Consider the following 13339-nt stretch of genomic DNA (forward strand, 5'->3'; position numbering starts at 1 on the left):
GCCGGCCTCGCTCAGAACTTTTCCTTGATGAACCGGTACGGGTAATCCGGCTCGCGGTACTCACCCGGCTTCTGCCGCTTGGGCAGCACCACCTTGTCCTGCGGCACCGCCTTGTAGGGGATGCGCGAGAGCAGGTCGGTGATGATGTTCAGGCGGCCGCGGCGCTTGTCGTTGGTATGCGCCACCAGCCAGGGCGCGAACTCGGTGTCGGTGGCCTTGAACATGTCGTCGCGGGCGCGCGAGTAGTCGAACCAGCGGCTGTAGGACTTCAGGTCCATGGGCGACAGCTTCCAGGTCTTGCGGCCGTCCTTGATGCGGTCCTGCAGGCGGCGGGTCTGCTCCTGAGGGCTCACTTCCAGCCAGTACTTGAGGAGCAGGACGCCGGAGTCGACGATCGCCTTCTCGATCAGCGGCACGGCCTGCAGGAACTCTTGCGCCTGGGCGTCGGTGCAGAAGCCCATCACCCGCTCCACGCCGGCGCGGTTGTACCAGCTGCGGTCGAAGATGACGATCTCGCCGCCGGCCGGCAGGTGCGGCACGTAGCGCTGCAGGTACATCTGGCTCTGTTGCCGTTCGCTGGGCGCGGTCAGCGCCACCACGCGGAACACCCGCGGGCTCACGCGTTCGGTGATGGCCTTGATGGTGCCGCCCTTGCCGGCGCCGTCGCGCCCCTCGAACACGACGCAGACCTTGGCGCCGGTGTGCTGCACCCATTGCTGCAGCTTCACCAGTTCGACGTGCAGCTTGTAAAGCTCTTCCTCGTACTCGCTGGTCTTCAGCTTGCCCGGCGCCGGCACGGCTTCGATCGGGGCGTGCTTGTCCTTCTTGTCCTTGGCCATGGTGTGGGTCTCCTGGAGAAGACACCATCCCCGGCGGTAGCGCGGCTGGCAATCGGACTTTGGGCCCATGGGCCCCGCAGCGTCAGGCCTGCGCCTGCGGACGCTCCGCGATGCGGAATCGCGGCAAGGCTTGCGGATATTCCCGCGCCAGGAAGGCGATGAGCCCTTCGCGGACCTTGCAGCGCAGGTCCCAGCTGCGGCCGGCGTCGCGCGAGGAAACCAGCACGCGCAGCTGCACCGACTTGTCGGTGAGGTCGGTCACCTGCACGTTGAAGACGCGCTTGTCCCATTCGGGCGCCGCTTCGCAGATGCGCTTGGCCTCGGCGCGGATCGCCTCGATGGGCACTTCGTAGTCGACGTAGAGGAAGGCCGTGCCCAGGATCTGCGAGCCGGTGCGGGTCCAGTTCTGGAAAGGCTTCTCGATGAAGTACTGCAGCGGGATGATCATCCGCCGCTCGTCCCAGATCTTCAGCACCACGTAGGTGCCGGTGATCTCCTCCACCTTGCCCCATTCGCCCTCGATGATCAGCACGTCGTCCAGGCGGATCGGCTGCGAGATCGCCAGCTGCAGGCCGGCGATGAGGTTGGCGAACACGGGTCGCGCCGCGATGCCGCCCACGATGCCCAGCACGCCGGCGGAGGCCAGCAGGCTCGTGCCCACCTGGCGGGCGCTGGGGAACGTCATCAACGCCATCGCACTGCCGGCGATGATCACGACCACCTGCGCGGTGCGCCCCAGCACGTCGGTCTGGGTCTGGATGCGCCGCTGGTCCAGGTTGTCCTCGGTGTCCACCGGGTGCTTCTCGATCACGCCGCGCACCAGGCCGCCGATGGCCGCGTTGGTGAACCAGGTCAGCGAGCCGATCAACAGCAGGGTCGTGAAGTGCCGCACCGTCACCAGGTGCGGCAGCTCCTGCGGCGCGGCCTGCCATACGAGCAGCAGCGCCAGCATGGGGATGGCGGCGGCGCCGGCGCGCTCGGTGGCGTCCAGCATGCACAGGACCAGCGGGTTGCTCCGCGCCAGCCGGCGCAGCGTGGCACGCAGCGCGTGGCGGCCGATGATGGCGGCCACGGTCGCGCCCAGCGCGGCGAACAGCGTGCCGGCCCAGGGATGCCCGTGCAGGTCCGCCATGCCCGGCCCGTCAGGCCTCCGCTTCGGGCTTTCCGGCTTCGCCGGCTTCGGGCTTCCCGGCTTCTTCCACCTGCGTGCCCGGCTTGGTTTCGGGGTCGACCAGGCGCAGCGTGTTCTGGCGCAGTTCGGCCTTCTCGCCGGCGGTGGCGAACTTGCTGTACTTCTTCAACAGGCCGACCAGCTGGCCGTAGATGCGCGGGTTGCCGGCCACGCATTCGCGCTGCTCCAGGAAATCCGATTCGCCGGTGAAGTTGCCGATCAGGCCACCGGCCTCGGTGACCAGCAGCGAGCCGGCTGCCACGTCCCAGGGCGACAGGCCGGTCTCGAAGAAGCCTTCGGTGAAGCCGGCGGCCACGTAGGCGAGGTCGAGCGCCGCCGCGCCCGGGCGGCGCAGGCCCGCCGTGCGCTGCATGACGTCGGACATCATGCGGAGATACACGTTGAAGTTGTCGCCCGGCCGGAAGGGGAAGCCGGTGGAGACCAGCGAGTCCTTCAGCTGGGTGCGCTTGCTCACGCGGAGGCGGCGATCGTTCAGGAAGGCGCCGCGGCCGCGCGTGGCGGTGAAGAGGTCGTTGCGGGTGGGGTCGTAGACCACGGCCTGCTCGACGCGGCCCTTCACGAGCAGCGCGATGCTGACGCAATAGACCGGGAAGCCGTGGATGAAGTTGGTGGTGCCGTCCAGCGGGTCGATGACCCACACGTGGTCCGCGCCGGCGCGGCCATGTTCGCGGCCCGATTCCTCGGCCCAGATGCCGTGGTCGGGGTAGGCCTGCAGCAGCGTTTCGATGATGGCCTGTTCGCTGGCGTGGTCGACTTCGGTGACGAAATCGTTCACCTGCTTCTGCGAGATGCGGACGCTCTCGACGTCGAGCGCGGCCCGGTTGATGATGGCGCCGGCGGCGCGGGCGGCCTTGACGGCCACGTTGAGCATGGGGTGCTGGTTGGACGACATGAGTTGTGCGAAGAGCTGCGCCCGGGACACCAGGCGGGTCGCCTGCCGGCGATGCGACAGGCGGGAGGTTAGCGCGATTTTACCGGCTGGGCTGTCGGAACGCTTCCCGAGGGGATTGCGCCATGTGAAAGCCCGGGTCAGGCGTCCTGCTGGCTGAGCGCGGCACTGGTGCGGCTGACGCGGTTGGCGAGGCCGCGGATCACGTGCCGGTCCAGCGCGCGCGCCAGTTCGGGCCGGTCGCGCTGCATGCGCTGCCAGGCTTCCAGCGTCAGCATCAGCAGCTCGCTTTCCTGCGCCGCGCGCACGCTGGCCGTGCGCGGCTCGCCGGAATAGAGCGCCATCTCGCCGATCATGGAGCCAGCCACCACCTTGGCCAGGCGGAAGGGCTGCTGCACGCCGTTGGCCTTCACCACTTCCAGGCAGCCGCTTTCGATGAAGTACATCTCGGTGGAAGCCTGCGTTTCCGCGAACAGCTGGTCGCCCGCGCGCAGCTGCAGGTTCTGCGTGAAGGCGAGGAAGGCTTCGCGTTCGGCCGCCGCGTCCAGCCAGCGCAGCGCGGGACTGGCGGCGGCGCCGCCGCCGGCGTCCGCCACGGGGCGCAGCGCCAGCACGGCTTCTTCGGCGTGTTCCAGCGCGGTGTCGAAGCTGTCGGTGACCTCCAGCACGCCGGCCGCTTCGGCCGGCAGGTTGGCGTCCAGCACCTGGCGCGCCGCGCTGCTGGCCGCGAGGATGACGCGGCCGCCGCGCTGCGCTTCGGCGCGCACGATGCGGGCGATCACCGTCGCGGCCGAATGGTCCATGCCGCGCGCATGCGAGAAGTCCAGCACCAGCAGGCGGAAGTCCGCGCCGTCGCCGGTGCGGTACCACTCGTAGATCGAGTTGGCGACACCGAAGAACACGTAGCCCTCGAAGCGCCCGACCCGGCAGGTGCTGCCGGCGCTGGAGAGGAACTGCTGGTCCTCCACTTCGCGGATCACGGAACTGCGCACCGTGGCGAGCGTGGTGGCGAGCCGGATGGCTGGCATGCGGCTGTAGGTGACCACGAAGAAGATGCAGGCGGCCAGCAGGCCCACCAGGAAACCCACGACGTAACCGAAGAGGACGACGCACACCAGGATGCCGCCGATCTGCAGCCAGTCGGCGCGCGGCAGCCGCGTGCGCAAGTCCCAGAACCACTGGCGCAGCATGCCCACGCCCAGCACCAGCACCAGGGCGCCCAGCGCCACCTTGGGGATCCAGGCGACCACCCAGGCCAGGCCGAACAGCATGCCCAGGCAGACGAGGGCGCTGACCAGCCCGCTCAGGCGGCCGCCCCCGGTCTGGCGCAGCATGACGCTGCGGCCCACCGACACGGCCAGGACGTAGCCGCCCAGCGCGCTCGCCAGCAGCGTCATCAGCCCGTGCACGCGCAGCGCCGGCTCCAGCCGGAAGTCACGTTGATAGGTGTGCTCCAGGCTGCTCAGGGACAGCAGCACCGTCAGCGTGCCGACGAAGGCCACCGCGATGAAGGACGGCAGCAGCACCGGCAGCTGGTGCAGCAGGGTGGCGTCGACCTGCAGGTGCCAGGGCGCGACCCAGGGCAGGCGGTCGAAGGGCTGGAAGAACCAGGTGTCCGCGGCGCAGGCAGCCACATGCGGGCAGCCGACGCGCGTCACCAGGTTGATGGCCACGCTGACCACGACGATGAACAACGGCACCGCCAGCGCCGGCTTGAAGCGCTTGTTCAGCGCGGCCAGTACGCCGGCCAGCGCCAGGCCGGCCAGCAACTCGGGCCGCCAGGGCTGTTCCAACAGGGCCTGCAGCCCCGCGCGCGTGAGCGGCGTGCCGGCGACGATGTTCAGCGCGCCGCTGGCCATCAGCCAGCCGGCCGAGGCCAGGAAGCCGGCCATCACCTGGAAGGGAATGAAGCGGACCAGCCGCGCCAGCCGGTAGCGCTCGATGGCCAGGTAGGCGACGGCGCAGGTGAAAGACGCGAGGGCGAGCAGCACCAGCGCGTGCTCCAGCATCTGCGGCCCCGGCAGGGCGGCGGCCGTGGCCGTGAGCAGCATGCCGGCGATGACCGACGAGGTGTTGGAGTCCGGGCCGCTGACGATGGTGGGCTCTTCGGAGAACAATCCGTAGAAGCCGCCGACCGCGGCCGTGATCAAGGTTACCGTGATGGCGTAAGGCAGCAGGGGCGCCAGCTGGCCCGAGAACATCAGGGCCGCGTACGAGATGGCGTAGATGACCGCACTCAGGCCCAGGATCAACCCGGCGGACACCTGAACTGCGGCCGCCTTCAGGGTGACAGGACGATCCATGTCAAAAAGTGTAGCGGCCTTGCGTGACAATCCCGTGGTGACCACGCGCTTCATCCTCATCCAGCCTAGCCATGCCGGCAACGTCGGCGCCGCCGCCCGCGCCATGAAAGTCATGGGCTTCGACGACCTCGTGCTCGTGAAGCCCCGCTGGGACGACGTGCTGGAACGCGACGAGACCATCGAGCGCGCGAGCGGCGCGGTGGACGTGCTGCAGAAGGCCCGCGCCGTCGAAACGCTGGAGGAAGCGCTGGAGGGCATCACGCACCTGTGCGCCACCGTGATGACGGCGCGCGACTTCGGTCCGCCCACCCGCACCCCGCGCGAGCACCTGGAGCCGCTGGCACCGCGCGGCGAGTCAGTCGCTTTCCTGTTCGGGTCCGAGCGTTACGGCATGCGCAACGAGGACGTCTACCGCTGCCACGTGGCGCTGCAGATCCCGACCGACCCGGACTACGGCTCGCTGAACCTGGCCGCCGCGATCCAGGTGGTCGCCTACGAATGGCGCCAGTGCCTGGGCGGCTTCGGCGCAGCCCGGCCCCCGGCCACGCCCGCCGCCGACGCGCAGGCGGTGGCGGGATTGCTGGCGCACTGGGAGCAGGCGCTGGTGGAGATCGGCTTCCTGGACCCGAAGGCGCCCAAGAAGCTGATGCCGCGGCTGAACCAGCTTTTCAATCGCGCGCAACCGACCCCCGAGGAAATCCACATCTTGCGTGGTGTCGCCAAGGCCATGGGCGAAGCGGCCAAAAAGGCAAAGCCTTAGACTGTCCGGGCATAAGTAAACACCCCATGTTCAGCCGCTTGCGTTCCGACATCCAGTGCATCCTCGACCGCGACCCTGCCGCGCGCAGCAAGTGGGAGGTGGTCACCTGTTATCCGGGCCTGCACGCTCTGCTGCTGCACCGCGTGGCGCACGGCCTGTGGCTGCGCGATTTCCGCTGGGTGGGCCGGCTCGTTTCGCAGCTTTCGCGCTGGCTGACCGGCATCGAGATCCATCCGGGCGCCAAGATCGGCAATGGCGTCTTCATCGACCACGGCATGGGTGTCGTGATCGGCGAGACGGCGGAGATCGGCGACGGCTGCACCATCTACCAGGGCGTGACCCTGGGCGGCACCTCGCTCACCAAGGGCTCCAAGCGGCATCCGACCTTGGGGCGCAACGTGGTCGTGGGCGCCGGCGCCAAGGTGCTGGGCGGCTTCGAGGTGGGCGATGACGCCGCCATCGGCTCCAACGCCGTGGTGACCAAGCCGGTGCCCCCGGGCGCGACGGCGGTGGGCATCCCGGCGCGGATCATCCAGGCCGAGGACGGCGCGCGGCGCGAGGAAGCCGCGGCCAAGATGGGCTTCTCCGCCTACGGCGTCACGGCCGCCGACGACCCGCTGTCGCAGGCCATGAAGGGCCTGATCGACAACGCCGGCACGCAGGAACACCAGATCGCGTTGCTGTGGCAGGCGATCGAGAAGCTGCAGGCGCGTGGGGAAAACTGCGTGCCGGCCGGCGCGGCGAAGAAGGAGTCGTTCGACTCCGACAAGTACACGCAGCTGGTCGGCAAATAAGGGTTATCGGGGCCGGACCGCGTTCTTCGGCCGCCACCCCTTGCACACCTCGTCGTTCGTCTCGAGGTAGGGGCCGCCGATCAGATCGATGCAGTAGGGCACAGCGGCGAAGATGCCCGGCACGACCTGCCTGCCGTCTTCCTTCAGGCCTTCCAGCGTCTCCTGGATCGCCTTCGGCTGCCCCGGCAGGTTCATGATCAGCGTCTTGCCGCGGATCACCGCGACCTGCCGCGACAGGATGGCCGTGGGCACGAAGCGCAGCGAGATCTGCCGCATCTGCTCGCCGAAGCCGGGCATTTCCTTGTCGGCGACGGCGAGCGTTGCCTCGGGCGTGACGTCGCGCGGCGCCGGGCCGGTGCCGCCGGTGGTGAGCACCAGGGCGCAGCCGGCATCCACCAGTTCGATCAGCGTGGCGCTGATCTTCGCCTGTTCGTCCGGGATCAGCCGTTCCTCGAAGGCCAGCGGGTTCTTCAGCGCCTTGCCCAGCCAGTCCTTCAGCGCGGGCAGGCCCTTGTCCTCGTAGACGCCGGACGAAGCCCGGTCGCTGATCGAGACGATGCCGATGCGGGCGGCGGCTAAATCACTCATCTTCGTTTTCTTCCTGCTCCAGCCGTTCGCGCACGATCTGGAAGATTTCGCGGAAGGCCCGGCCCTTGCGCGGCACTTCGCCGCGCGAGACCTGGTCCTGCGTGGGCGCGGCGTCCTTGCGGGCCTGGCGGACCAGCGCGCGCAGCTGCTGCGCGTCGGTGTCGGGGTGGGCGGACAGCCACTGCTGCAGGGCGTCGTCGCTGGCGACCAGCTCGTCGCGCCAGCGTTCGGCGGCGTGCAGGGCCAGGGTCTGCTGTGCGGAGCCACCGCGCTGTTCTTCCAGCGCGTCGCGCGCGGCCTGCAAGGTGGCCTCGTCCTGCTGGCGCATCAGCTTGCCGACGTACTGCATCTGGCGGCGGCGGCCCTCGAAGTTGGTGATGCGCTTCAGGTCGGCCAGCGCGGACACCAGCTGTTCGGGCAGTTCGAGGCGCGTGAAGAGGTCTTCGCGCAGGGTCAGCAGCGCTTCGCCGAGCTTCTGGAGTTCGGTGCTTTCCTTCTTCAGGTCGGTCTTGCTCGGCTCGCCGCCGGTCACTTCGGCCTTCAGCTGGAGGTCGAGCTCGCTGCCTTCGGCCACGAAATGGCCTTTGACGTAGTAGCCCTTCTTGGGTTTGCGGGACATGGGGTATGCGAAAGAGGGCTGCACGGCCGCAGCGGCCGTGCTCTGCAAAGTATCATAGCCCGCCATGAAGAACGAACCCGCGCAAGCCGCCCACGGCTTCAGCTACAGCCGCTCCGAATTCGAGGAACTGGTGGATTTCGCGCTGGACCATGCCCGCAAGCTGGGCGCGACCAACTCCGGCGCCGAAGCCTCCGAGGGCTGCGGTCTCAGTGTCTCGGTCCGCAAGGGAGAACTGGAAACGGTCGAGCGCAACCGCGACAAGTCCCTCGGTGTCACCGTCTACGTGGGCAACCAGCGTGGCAATGCCAGCACTTCCGATTTCTCGCGTCCGGCCATCCAGCGCACGGTGCAGGCCGCCTACGACATCGCCCGCTTCACCGCCCAGGACCCGGTGGCCGGCCTGCCCGACCTCGATGACGTGGCCCCGGCCGGCGCCCAGCCCGACCTGGACCTCTTCCACCCCTGGGACGTGACCAGCGAGCAGGCCGCCGAGCTGGCCCTGCGCTGCGAGCGCGCGGCCCTGCAGACCGACAAGCGCATCACCAACAGCGAAGGCGCCGGCGTTTCGGCGCAGCAGAGCCACTTCTTCAGCGCCCACACGCACGGCTTCCGTGGCGGCTATGCCAGCTCGCGCCACTCGATTTCGGTGGCGCCCATCGCCGGCAAGGGCGACGGGATGCAGCGCGACGCCTGGTACAGCTCCATGCGTTCGGCCGCGGAACTGGCTTCGCCGGAAGCCGTGGGCCGCTACGCCGCCGAGCGCGCGCTGGCCCGCCTGAAGTCGCGCAAGATCCCGACGCGCGAATGCCCGGTGCTGTTCGAGTCGCCGCTGGCTGCCGGCCTGCTGGGCGGCTTCGTGCAGGCCATCAGCGGCGGCTCGCTGTACCGCAAGAGCACCTTCCTGCTGGATTCGCTGGGCAAGCAGGTCTTTCCGGAGCACGTGCACATCGACGAGGACCCCTTCGTCCAGCGCGGCAAGGGCAGCGCGGCCTTCGACGAGGAAGGCGTGCGCACGCGGGCCCGCAAGGTGGTCGACGCCGGCCGGGTGGAAGGCTACTTCCTCAGCAGCTACTCGGCCCGCAAGCTGGGCATGAAGACCACCGGCAACGCCGGCGGCTCGCACAACCTGTCGCTGACCTCGCGCCTGACGCAGCCCGGCGACGACCTGGTGCAGATGCTGAAGAAGCTGGGCACCGGCCTGTTCGTCATCGAGCTGATGGGGCAGGGCGTGAACTACGTGACCGGCGACTATTCGCGCGGCGCCAGCGGCTTCTGGGTGGAGAACGGCGAGATCGCCTTCCCGGTGCAAGAGATCACGATCGCCGGCAACCTGAAGAACATGCTCATGGGCATCCAGGCCGTCGGCGCGGACGTCTACAACTACGGCGCCAAGACCGTGGGCTCGATCCTCATCGACAAGATGAAGGTGGCCGGGTCCTGAGACCCCGGCCTCCGATAGCCGCTACTTCACTGCCACGGGCTCGCCGAGCCCCTGCCAGGTCTTGCCGTCGAACTTGACCAGTTGCATGGTCTGGAACAGCGCGAAGTCGTTCGGGCCGGTGGTGACCGTCACGCCAGGCAGCGCCAGCGGGATCTGGTAGTTCTTGAAGCTCGCAGCCTGCTTCATCAGGTTCTCGCGCGTCAGGTTGCTGCCGCACATCTTCAGCAGCTCGGTGGTGAGCTGCGCCACCATCATCCCGTAGGTGGCCTGGCCGTCGGCCGGGTCGCCATCGGGCACGCGCGCCTTCATGAAGGCGAAGTAGTCCTTCATCGCCGGGTCGTTGGCCCACTTCGGGTCGGTCGGGTCCTTGAAGTACTGCATGGAGACCAGGCCCACCGACTTGTCCAGGCCCGCGGGCTTCAGCACGGCGCCCACGCTTGCCGACACCTGGTTCAGGTAGTGCACCGGCTTCCAGCCGACGTCCGCCACCTTGCGGATCGCCTGCGCCGCGAACTTGGGCGTGGTGATGTTGAAGAAGACGTCGGCGCCCGAGGACTGCAGCGTGACGATCTGCGAATCGACGGTGGGGTCGGTGACCTCGTAGGTCGCGGTCTTGATGACCATGGCCTTGCCCTTGTCGCCCAGGCCGTCCATGAAGCCCTTGAGGTAGTCCTTCCCGTAGTCGTCGTTCTGGTAAAGGATGGCGATCTTCGCGTTCGGGTGGTTGCGCAGGATGTCCGCCGCATAGAGCCTGGCTTCGGCCTGGTAGCTGGGGTTGAAGCCCATGGTCCAGGGGAAGTCCTTGGGGTCGTTCCACTTGCTCGCACCGGTGGCCAGGAAAAGGTGCGGCACCTTCTTCTGGTTCATGTACTTGTGGATGGCGGAGTTCGACGGCGTGCCCAGCGTGCTCACCGTGAACAGCACTTCGTCCTGTTCCACCAGCTTGCGGATCATCTCCACCGCCTTGGGCGGGCTGTAGCCGTCGTCCAGCGAGATGTAGTCGATCTTGCGGCCGTTGATGCCGCCCTGCTCGTTGAGCATCTTGAAGTAGGCCGCCTCCACCTTGCCGATGATCCCGTAGGCCGATGCGGGCCCGCTGTACGGGATGGTGTTGCCGACCTTGATCTCGGTGTCGCTGGCGCCGGGCCCGTACTGTTTCTGCTGCGCCGCGGCGGGGGCGGCGGCCAGGGCGAGCCCCAGTGCGGCCCACAGCATGCGGTTCTTGATGGCCATAGGGAGTCCTTTCAGGGAGAGGAAACGGCGATCACCCCGCCGCGGAGTCCCGGCGTCGCCGCAGCCGCTGCGACGCCAGGCGCAAGGCACCCGCGATGCCCGTGGGCATCACGTACATGAAAAGGATCATCAGCGCGCCATAGATGGCCCAGGGCGCGGCCTTGGAGATGCTGTCGGCGACATTGGGGACGAACTGGATGAACAGCGCGCCCCAGAACGCGCCGGTGATGGAAGCCAGCCCGCCCACCACCATGCCCACCAGCAGCGAGATGGACAGGAAGATGGTGAAGCTGTCCGGCGCGACGAAGGCCACCGCGATCGCCCCCAGCGCGCCCGCCACGCCGGTGAACAGCGCGCTGACGCCGAAGGCGAGCGACTTGTACAGGGCGTTGTTGATGCCCATGGTGGAGGCGGCGATGGGCTGGTCGCGGATGGCGATGAGCGCGCGGCCCACGCGCCCGCGCAGCAGGTTCCAGCCGATCGCGAACATCACCACGGTGACGGCCAGCGTGAACAGGAACAGCCAGCGATCCGGGTTGAGCTTCAGCCCGAAGATGTCCGCGATGGGCGGATCGGGCTTCATCAGCGAGATGCCTTGCACGCCGCCGGTCCAGTGCTCCAGCCCCTTGTATTTCAGCAGCTGCGGCAGGCAGACGCCCAGCGCGAAAGTGGCAAGCGCGAGGTACACGCCTTCGAGGCGCAGCGCCGGCAGCCCGAACAGGAAACCCGCCAACAGGCACACCGCACCCGCAATCGGGATGCAGGCCCAGTAAGGCACGTTGCCCTGGTCCATGAGGATGGCGGTGACGTACGCGCCGATCGCATAGAAGGCGCCGTGCCCCAGCGAGATCTGGCCGTTGTAGCCGGTGAGGATGTTCAGCCCCAGCAGCGCGATGGCGTAGATCAGGACCATCGTGAACTGGAAGACGCGGTAGTTGCTGACCAGGAAGGGCAGGGCGCAGGCGGCCAGCAGCAGCACCGCGACGCAGATCACCACGCGCGGCGACCAGCCCCGAACGCCGCCGGCCGCGTTGCCGGAGACGTTTTGCAGGGGCGCGAGGTCGGTGCTCACGGCGGACATGGCATCACACCCGCTGGACGATCGTGCGCCCGAAGATCCCGGCGGGCTTCACCACCAGCACGCCGACGATCAGGACCAGGGCCACGGTCAGCTTCAACTCCGTCCCGATCACGTACGCGCCTACCAGGTTCTCCAGCACGCCGACGATGAAGCCGCCCGCCACCGCGCCGCCGGGGCTGTCGATGCCGCCCATCAGGGCCGCCGCGAAGGCGTAGAGGATGACGCCCGTCATCATGTTGGGATCGAGGAACACGATGGGCGCGACCATCATCCCCGCGGTCGCGCCGATCGCTGCGGCCAAGCCCCAACCGAGGGCCAGCATCCAGCCTACGCGGATGCCCACCAGCCGGCTCGACTCCGGGTTCTGCGCCGCCGCCCGCATGGCCAGGCCCAGCGGCGTGAAGCGGAAGAACAGGAACACGAGCAGCAGGACGCACAAGGTCACGACAATCGCGCCCAGCTCGTGCCAGGAAACGATGTGCAGCCCGAAGGGCGGCCCACTCGGGAAGGGACTGGGGAAGCTCTTGATCGTGTACGTGAAGATCCACCCAGCCAGCGAGTTCAGGATCAACAGCAGGCCGATGAACACGACGACCACCGTCAGCACCGGCGCACGCTCCACCGGCCGGATGATGATGCGCTCGATGGCCACGCCCAGCACGAAGGCCAGCACCACGGTGGACCCGAAAGCCGCCCAGTAAGGCCAGCCCGCCTGCAGCATCGTCCAACAGAGATAGGTCGCGAACATCGCCATCTCACCTTGCGCGAAGTTCACCAGGCGCGTGGCGTTGTGGATCATCACCAGCGCCAGCGCCAGGCTGGCGTAGATGCCGCCGGTGGCGAGGCCGCTGACCACCTGGTGCAGGAAGGCTTCCATCAATACCCCAGGTAGGCGCGGCGCACCGCGTCGTCGTTCATCAGGTCGGTGCTGCGGCCGCTGCGCACGATGCGGCCGGTCTCCAGCAGGTGCGCGCTGCCGGCCAATTTCAGCGCCATCGCGGCGTTCTGCTCCACCAGCAGGATGCTGACCTGCTGCGTGGCGTTGATGTCGCGCATCACCTCGAAGATGTCCTTCACCACCAGCGGCGCCAGGCCGAACGAAGGTTCGTCCAGCAGCAGCAGGCGCGGATGCAGCATCAGCGCGCGCGCCACCGCCAGCATCTGCTGCTGGCCGCCGCTCAAGGTGCCGGCCTGCTGGTGCCGCCTTTCCTTGAGGATGGGAAAGAGCGTGTACATGCGCTCGTAGTCCTGCGCCAGGCTGGCCGCACTGCGGTCGCGGCGCGCATAGGCGCCCAGGCGCAGGTTCTCTTCGGTCGTGAGATCGGTGAAGGTGCCGCGGCCATCGGGCACGTGCGCGACGCCCAGCCGCGTGATGTCTTCCGTGGCCTTGCCGGTGATGCGCTGGCCGTCGAACAGGACGTCGCCGCTCGCCTGCACCATGCCGCAGATGGCGCGCAAGGTCGTGGTCTTGCCGGCGCCGTTGGCGCCGAGCAGGGCGGTGATGTGGCCTTCCTCCAGGCTGAAGTCCAGGCCGTGCAGCACCTCGGTGGGACCGTAACCCGCGTGCAAGTTGCGAACTTCGAGCAGCGGGGTGGTCATG

At 68.2% G+C, this 13339-nt stretch carries 13 protein-coding genes; 3 read left to right on the forward strand and 10 right to left on the reverse strand.

The features are described from left to right. Window positions 1–11: 11 nt before the first annotated feature. From ppk2 to HHL11_RS14785, 4 genes are all read right to left on the reverse strand, one after another. Entirely contained in the window at window positions 12–839 is an 828-nt protein-coding gene (ppk2, locus tag HHL11_RS14770; protein ID WP_169419111.1) for a polyphosphate kinase 2, read from the reverse strand. 82 nt (window positions 840–921) lie between these two features. After that, window positions 922–1971 carry a mechanosensitive ion channel family protein gene (locus HHL11_RS14775; RefSeq protein WP_169419112.1) on the reverse strand — a complete coding sequence of 350 codons (1050 nt, stop codon included), beginning with the start codon at window positions 1969–1971 and terminating at the stop codon, window positions 922–924. 10 nt (window positions 1972–1981) lie between these two features. Continuing rightward, complete coding sequence (locus HHL11_RS14780) at window positions 1982–2923, reverse strand: inositol monophosphatase family protein (RefSeq protein WP_169419113.1); 942 nt, start codon at window positions 2921–2923, stop codon at window positions 1982–1984. A gap of 137 nt (window positions 2924–3060) precedes the next feature. Next, window positions 3061–5223, reverse strand: coding sequence for a SulP family inorganic anion transporter (locus tag HHL11_RS14785; protein WP_169419114.1), 2163 nt, complete (start codon window positions 5221–5223; stop codon window positions 3061–3063). Between the two features lie 37 nt (window positions 5224–5260). Between HHL11_RS14785 and HHL11_RS14790 the strand changes: the two genes are divergently transcribed. After that, window positions 5261–5983, forward strand: a complete 723-nt coding sequence (locus HHL11_RS14790) for a TrmJ/YjtD family RNA methyltransferase (protein ID WP_169420054.1) — start codon at window positions 5261–5263, stop codon at window positions 5981–5983. A gap of 26 nt (window positions 5984–6009) precedes the next feature. Beyond that, complete coding sequence (cysE, locus tag HHL11_RS14795; RefSeq protein WP_169419115.1) at window positions 6010–6777, forward strand: serine O-acetyltransferase; 768 nt, start codon at window positions 6010–6012, stop codon at window positions 6775–6777. 3 nt (window positions 6778–6780) lie between these two features. Here cysE and mog read toward each other — a convergent pair whose 3' ends face one another. Then, window positions 6781–7365: a molybdopterin adenylyltransferase gene (mog, locus tag HHL11_RS14800; protein ID WP_169419116.1), complete on the reverse strand. Its 585-nt coding sequence runs from the start codon at window positions 7363–7365 to the stop codon at window positions 6781–6783. Continuing rightward, window positions 7358–7984, reverse strand: coding sequence for a ribosome biogenesis factor YjgA (gene yjgA, locus HHL11_RS14805; protein WP_169419117.1), 627 nt, complete (start codon window positions 7982–7984; stop codon window positions 7358–7360). Before yjgA ends, mog begins: the two co-directional genes overlap by 8 nt. A gap of 64 nt (window positions 7985–8048) precedes the next feature. On the opposite strand from yjgA, the gene pmbA reads away from it, so the two are divergent. Continuing rightward, window positions 8049–9425 (forward strand): metalloprotease PmbA, encoded by a 1377-nt coding sequence (gene pmbA, locus HHL11_RS14810; RefSeq protein WP_169419118.1) that lies wholly within the window; start codon window positions 8049–8051, stop codon window positions 9423–9425. A 21-nt stretch (window positions 9426–9446) separates the two neighbouring features. On the opposite strand, the gene HHL11_RS14815 is transcribed toward pmbA, so the two are convergent. Genes HHL11_RS14815 through HHL11_RS14830 form a run of 4 tightly spaced genes read right to left on the reverse strand, consistent with a single transcriptional unit; the run spans window position 9447 to window position 13338 of the window. Next, entirely contained in the window at window positions 9447–10658 is a 1212-nt protein-coding gene (locus tag HHL11_RS14815) for an ABC transporter substrate-binding protein (RefSeq protein WP_169419119.1), read from the reverse strand. Between the two features lie 31 nt (window positions 10659–10689). Continuing rightward, window positions 10690–11739, reverse strand: coding sequence for a branched-chain amino acid ABC transporter permease (locus HHL11_RS14820; RefSeq protein WP_169419120.1), 1050 nt, complete (start codon window positions 11737–11739; stop codon window positions 10690–10692). A 4-nt stretch (window positions 11740–11743) separates the two neighbouring features. Beyond that, window positions 11744–12616: a branched-chain amino acid ABC transporter permease gene (locus HHL11_RS14825; RefSeq protein ID WP_169419121.1), complete on the reverse strand. Its 873-nt coding sequence runs from the start codon at window positions 12614–12616 to the stop codon at window positions 11744–11746. Further along, window positions 12616–13338, reverse strand: coding sequence for an ABC transporter ATP-binding protein (locus HHL11_RS14830; RefSeq protein ID WP_169419122.1), 723 nt, complete (start codon window positions 13336–13338; stop codon window positions 12616–12618). The genes HHL11_RS14825 and HHL11_RS14830 overlap by 1 nt, the downstream gene beginning before the upstream one ends. Window position 13339 lies beyond the last annotated feature (1 nt).

Source organism: Ramlibacter agri (genome assembly GCF_012927085.1).
GTDB lineage: Bacteria > Pseudomonadota > Gammaproteobacteria > Burkholderiales > Burkholderiaceae_C > Ramlibacter > Ramlibacter agri.

Coding starts and splice junctions, on each gene's coding strand:
- HHL11_RS14785 (WP_169419114.1), bottom strand. CDS start 5,223: ATGGATCGTCCTGTCACCCTGAAGGCGGCCGCAGTTCAGGTGTCCGCC.
- HHL11_RS14780 (WP_169419113.1), bottom strand. CDS start 2,923: ATGTCGTCCAACCAGCACCCCATGCTCAACGTGGCCGTCAAGGCCGCC.
- HHL11_RS14825 (WP_169419121.1), bottom strand. CDS start 12,616: ATGGAAGCCTTCCTGCACCAGGTGGTCAGCGGCCTCGCCACCGGCGGC.
- HHL11_RS14775 (WP_169419112.1), bottom strand. CDS start 1,971: ATGGCGGACCTGCACGGGCATCCCTGGGCCGGCACGCTGTTCGCCGCG.
- mog (WP_169419116.1), bottom strand. CDS start 7,365: ATGAGTGATTTAGCCGCCGCCCGCATCGGCATCGTCTCGATCAGCGAC.
- HHL11_RS14830 (WP_169419122.1), bottom strand. CDS start 13,338: ATGACCACCCCGCTGCTCGAAGTTCGCAACTTGCACGCGGGTTACGGT.
- pmbA (WP_169419118.1), top strand. CDS start 8,049: ATGAAGAACGAACCCGCGCAAGCCGCCCACGGCTTCAGCTACAGCCGC.
- cysE (WP_169419115.1), top strand. CDS start 6,010: ATGTTCAGCCGCTTGCGTTCCGACATCCAGTGCATCCTCGACCGCGAC.
- HHL11_RS14820 (WP_169419120.1), bottom strand. CDS start 11,739: ATGTCCGCCGTGAGCACCGACCTCGCGCCCCTGCAAAACGTCTCCGGC.
- ppk2 (WP_169419111.1), bottom strand. CDS start 839: ATGGCCAAGGACAAGAAGGACAAGCACGCCCCGATCGAAGCCGTGCCG.
- HHL11_RS14815 (WP_169419119.1), bottom strand. CDS start 10,658: ATGGCCATCAAGAACCGCATGCTGTGGGCCGCACTGGGGCTCGCCCTG.
- yjgA (WP_169419117.1), bottom strand. CDS start 7,984: ATGTCCCGCAAACCCAAGAAGGGCTACTACGTCAAAGGCCATTTCGTG.